The 5,940-nt window shown below is 56.2% G+C and carries 3 rRNA genes; all 3 read right to left on the bottom strand.

Annotation, left to right across the window (positions count from 1 at the left end):
• Positions 1 to 55 precede the first annotated feature (55 nt).
• Positions 56 to 172: ribosomal RNA gene (rrf, locus tag AC0Z9V_RS18030) — 5S ribosomal RNA — on the bottom strand.
• A 325-nt stretch (positions 173 to 497) separates the two neighbouring features.
• A 23S ribosomal RNA gene (locus tag AC0Z9V_RS18025) occupies positions 498 to 3,653 on the bottom strand.
• Positions 3,654 to 4,231: 578 nt separating this feature from the next.
• Positions 4,232 to 5,764: ribosomal RNA gene (locus AC0Z9V_RS18020) — 16S ribosomal RNA — on the bottom strand.
• The 16S, 23S and 5S rRNA genes sit together here, the layout of an rRNA operon.
• Positions 5,765 to 5,940: the final 176 nt, after the last annotated feature.

Below are 5,940 nucleotides of genomic sequence, written 5' to 3'. Positions count from 1 at the left end.
TTTAAGTGGGGAAGGCCCCGCACCTGGTGGTGCGGGGCCTTCCCGTTGGAGTGTTGTCCGGCGGTGTCCTACTCTCCCACACTCTCTCGGGTGCAGTACCATCGGCGCTGTGGGTCTTAGCTTCCGGGTTCGGAATGGGACCGGGCGTTTCCCCCACGCTATGACCGCCGTAACCCTTGCTACCGTTCCGTCCGGGCGCCCCCCGTGTGTGGGGGGTTCGGATGGTGGTAAGTCTGGTGGTTACATCGTTCGTGCTGGATGTGTGGGCTCTGTTCAGCCCGATCTTCGATTATCCCGCCGCTATCAGGTGCCGGGGGTTGGACCCCTGGTACCTGTGGTGGTGGGTGGTTCCTGTTGTTGGTTGGGAACCGCATAGTGGACGCGTAGCATGTGATCTTCACTCTCCCCGTTGGTCACCGTGGGTGGTGGGTGTGGCTCCGGGGGCCCGGTTGCCTGGGTCCCTGGTGTCACGCCCGTCCCGTGGTGGGGGTGGGTGTGTGGTGTAAGTTATCGGCTTATTAGTACCGGTCAGCTTCACAGGTCGTTAGTCCCTGCTTCCACATCCGGCCTATCAACCCAGTGGTCTGGCTGGGGGCCTCTCACACTCTAGGTGTATGGAAATCTCATCTTGAAGCAGGCTTCCCGCTTAGATGCTTTCAGCGGTTATCCCATCCGAACGTAGCTAATCAGCGGTGCACTTGGCAGTACAACTGACACACCAGAGGTTCGTCCGTCCCGGTCCTCTCGTACTAAGGACAGCCCTTCTCAAATTTCCTGCGCGCGCAGCGGATAGGGACCGAACTGTCTCACGACGTTCTAAACCCAGCTCGCGTACCGCTTTAATGGGCGAACAGCCCAACCCTTGGGACCTACTCCAGCCCCAGGATGCGACGAGCCGACATCGAGGTGCCAAACCATGCCGTCGATATGGACTCTTGGGCAAGATCAGCCTGTTATCCCCGAGGTACCTTTTATCCGTTGAGCGACGGCCATTCCACAATGTGCCGCCGGATCACTAGTCCCGACTTTCGTCCCTGCTTGAGATGTCTCTCTCACAGTCAAGCTCCCTTGTGCACTTACACTCGCCACCTGATTGCCAACCAGGCTGAGGGAACCTTTGGGCGCCTCCGTTACTTTTTAGGAGGCAACCGCCCCAGTTAAACTACCCATCAGGCACTGTCCCTGACCCGGATTACGGGCCGAAGTTAGATATCCAGAGTGACCAGAGTGGTATTTCAACGATGACTCCACGTGAACTGGCGTCCACGCTTCACAGTCTCCCACCTATCCTACACAAGCCACACCGAACACCAATACCAAACTATAGTGAAGGTCTCGGGGTCTTTCCGTCCTGCTGCGCGTAACGAGCATCTTTACTCGTACTGCAATTTCGCCGAGTTTATGGTTGAGACAGCGGGGAAGTCGTTACTCCATTCGTGCAGGTCGGAACTTACCCGACAAGGAATTTCGCTACCTTAGGATGGTTATAGTTACCACCGCCGTTTACTGGGGCTTAAATTCCCAGCTTCGTCCCACGCAAGCGTGAAACTAACCGGTCCTCTTAACCTTCCAGCACCGGGCAGGAGTCAGTCCGTATACATCGTCTTGCGACTTCGCACGGACCTGTGTTTTTAGTAAACAGTCGCTTCCCCCTGGTCTCTGCGGCCCTGATCCGCTCCGGTGAGCTAGTCACCATCACAGTTGGGGCCCCCCTTCTCCCGAAGTTACGGGGGCATTTTGCCGAGTTCCTTAACCATAATTCTCTCGATCGCCTTAGTATTCTCTACCTGATCACCTGTGTCGGTTTGGGGTACGGGCGGCTGGAACCTCGCGCCGATGCTTTTCTCGGCAGCATAGGATCACCAAATTCCCCCATACGGGGGTCCCATCAGATCTCAGGCTCGTGATCGAACACAAGAACGCGGATTTGCCTACGTCCTGCCCTACATCCTTAGACCGGGACAACCATCGCCCGGCTTGGCTACCTTCCTGCGTCACACCTGTTAATACGCTTACCTCCCGAGATCAGATCCCGCGATCCACAAAAAACCACGTCACCACAAGGGTGGGCGGTCATGCTTCTGGCGGTTAGTATCCCTCGATCAGTATTGGCGGTTCTTCGCCGGTACGGGAATATCAACCCGTTGTCCATCGACTACGCCTGTCGGCCTCGCCTTAGGTCCCGACTTACCCAGGGCAGATTAGCTTGACCCTGGAACCCTTGATCATTCGGCGGACGGGTTTCTCACCCGTCTTTCGCTACTCATGCCTGCATTCTCACTCGTGTAGGCTCCACCGCTGGTTTACACCGCGACTTCACTGCCCACACGACGCTCCCCTACCCATCCACACCCTTGAACCAAGAGAACAAGTCTCCGGCTTGGGATATATGTGAATGCCACAACTTCGGCGGTGTACTTGAGCCCCGCTACATTGTCGGCGCGGAATCACTTGACCAGTGAGCTATTACGCACTCTTTCAAGGGTGGCTGCTTCTAAGCCAACCTCCTGGTTGTCTGGGCAACTCCACATCCTTTCCCACTTAGCACACGCTTAGGGGCCTTAGTTGGTGGTCTGGGCTGTTTCCCTCTCGACTATGAAGCTTATCCCCCACAGTCTCACTGCTGCGCTCTCACTTACCGGCATTCGGAGTTTGGCTGACGTCAGTAACCTTGTAGGGCCCATTAGCCATCCAGTAGCTCTACCTCCGGTAAGAAACACGCAACGCTGCACCTAAATGCATTTCGGGGAGAACCAGCTATCACGAAGTTTGATTGGCCTTTCACCCCTACCCACAGCTCATCCCCTCCATTTTCAACTGAAGTGGGTTCGGTCCTCCACGACGTCTTACCGTCGCTTCAACCTGGCCATGGGTAGATCACTTCGCTTCGGGTCTAGATCACGCCACTCTGCTCGCCCTATTCAGACTCGCTTTCGCTACGGCTTCCCCACACGGGTTAACCTCGCGACGTAACACTAACTCGCAGGCTCATTCTTCAAAAGGCACGCCGTCACAGATACAAGTCTGCTCCGACGGTTTGTAGGCACACGGTTTCAGGTACTGTTTCACTCCCCTCCCGGGGTACTTTTCACCTTTCCCTCACGGTACTGGTCCGCTATCGGTCATCAGGGAGTATTTAGGCTTACCAGGTGGTCCTGGCAGATTCGCACGGGATTTCTCGGGCCCCGTGCTACTTGGGATCCTCTCCAAACGGCGTCACGCATTACGGTTACGGGACTTACACCCTCTCCGGCCGGGCTTTCAAACCCGTTCACCTATACGCACGCACTCATTTCACCAGTCCGGCAGAACTGGAACGGAAAGTCCCACAACCCCAGTGATGCAACGCCCGCCGGCTATCACACACCACTGGTTTAGCCTGTTCCGCGTTCGCTCGCCACTACTAACGGAATCACTATTGTTTTCTCTTCCTGTGGGTACTGAGATGTTTCACTTCCCCACGTTCCCTCCACGTACCCTATGTGTTCAGATACGGGTCACCCGGTCACTCGCGCGCCGGGCGGGGTTTCCCCATTCGGACATCCTGGGATCAAAGTTCGGTTATCAACTCCCCCAGGCTTATCGCAGATTCCCACGTCCTTCTTCGGCTCCTGATGCCAAGGCATCCACCGTGTGCCCTTAAAAACTTGACCACAAAGATCAAAAAACATATCGAGAAAACCAGGCCCGAACATTTGTCCGAAACCAGATTTATCTTAGAAATTGCTTCTTTTTAAGATGCTCGCGTCCACTATGCAGTTCTCAACCAACAACCCCGTCACACCCACACCCAACCCCGAAGGACCGGACACAGCATGCGCAGGAACAACCAGAAACAACCGAACCCCCCACCCCACGACACCCCCGCCAGGACCACCCACCCCGGACACCAGCGACGAATCACCAACACCCAGAACAAGCACCCCTACAAGGACACGCAGAACAAGAGCCCTGTTATCTCAGGACCCAACAGTGTGCCAAACACCCCCCGACAACCCCCGACACCACCCTTTCCACAACCACCGCACCCACACACCCCCTCCACGAAGGAGGAGACACGACAGACACGCCGGCTCGTACTCGAATGCCACCAGGACCCACCAGGGACCTATCCGTTGATATTCCACCCATGAGCACCCACCGCGGAACAAACGCCCGCGCTATGGGCTAACTCCTGCAAGCCACACACCCACCACACAGGATGAGCACATGAACCTGAGGCGCTCCTTAGAAAGGAGGTGATCCAGCCGCACCTTCCGGTACGGCTACCTTGTTACGACTTAGTCCCAATCGCCGGTCCCACCTTCGACGGCTCCCTCCCACAAGGGGTTAGGCCACCGGCTTCGGGTGTTACCAACTTTCGTGACTTGACGGGCGGTGTGTACAAGGCCCGGGAACGTATTCACCGCAGCGTTGCTGATCTGCGATTACTAGCGACTCCAACTTCATGAGGTCGAGTTGCAGACCTCAATCCGAACTGAGACCGGCTTTTTGGGATTAGCTCCACCTCACAGTATCGCAACCCTTTGTACCGGCCATTGTAGCATGCGTGAAGCCCAAGACATAAGGGGCATGATGATTTGACGTCGTCCCCACCTTCCTCCGAGTTGACCCCGGCAGTCTCCCATGAGTCCCCGGCATAACCCGCTGGCAACATGGAACGAGGGTTGCGCTCGTTGCGGGACTTAACCCAACATCTCACGACACGAGCTGACGACAACCATGCACCACCTGTAAACCGGCCACAAGTGGCTGACACATCTCTGCATCATTCCGGTTCATGTCAAGCCTTGGTAAGGTTCTTCGCGTTGCATCGAATTAATCCGCATGCTCCGCCGCTTGTGCGGGCCCCCGTCAATTCCTTTGAGTTTTAGCCTTGCGGCCGTACTCCCCAGGCGGGGCACTTAATGCGTTAGCTACGGCGCGGAAAACGTGGAATGTCCCCCACACCTAGTGCCCAACGTTTACGGCATGGACTACCAGGGTATCTAATCCTGTTCGCTCCCCATGCTTTCGCTCCTCAGCGTCAGTTACAGCCCAGAGACCTGCCTTCGCCATCGGTGTTCCTCCTGATATCTGCGCATTTCACCGCTACACCAGGAATTCCAGTCTCCCCTACTGCACTCTAGTCTGCCCGTACCCACCGCAGATCCGGGGTTAAGCCCCGGACTTTCACGGCAGACGCGACAAACCGCCTACGAGCTCTTTACGCCCAATAATTCCGGATAACGCTTGCGCCCTACGTATTACCGCGGCTGCTGGCACGTAGTTAGCCGGCGCTTCTTCTGCAGGTACCGTCACCAACCCAAAGGCCGGCTTCTTCCCTACTGAAAGAGGTTTACAACCCGAAGGCCTTCATCCCTCACGCGGCGTCGCTGCATCAGGCTTGCGCCCATTGTGCAATATTCCCCACTGCTGCCTCCCGTAGGAGTCTGGGCCGTGTCTCAGTCCCAGTGTGGCCGGTCACCCTCTCAGGCCGGCTACCCGTCGTCGCCTTGGTAGGCCATTACCCCACCAACAAGCTGATAGGCCGCGAGTCCATCCAAAACCACAAAAGCTTTCCACCAACATGGCATGCGCCAGAAGGTCGTATCCAGTATTAGACCCGGTTTCCCAGGCTTATCCCAGAGTCAAGGGCAGGTTACTCACGTGTTACTCACCCGTTCGCCACTAATCCCCCCACAAGTGAGGTTCATCGTTCGACTTGCATGTGTTAAGCACGCCGCCAGCGTTCATCCTGAGCCAGGATCAAACTCTCCGTAAATGCATTACAGACACAACACAGAAACCCGGGAAAACGGGCAACCACGCTGCACAAAATTCGAAACCAGCCAAAAAAACCAGCCACCACACGGGGTGCGGCAACCAGCAAATTCAACCAATCAAAAAACAATCGGTATCAACAAACTTGGCACACTATTGAGTTCTCAAACAACAGGA

It is taken from the genome of Arthrobacter sp. UYP4, from assembly GCF_057291175.1.
This window is presented reverse-complemented; position numbering and strand designations above follow the sequence as displayed.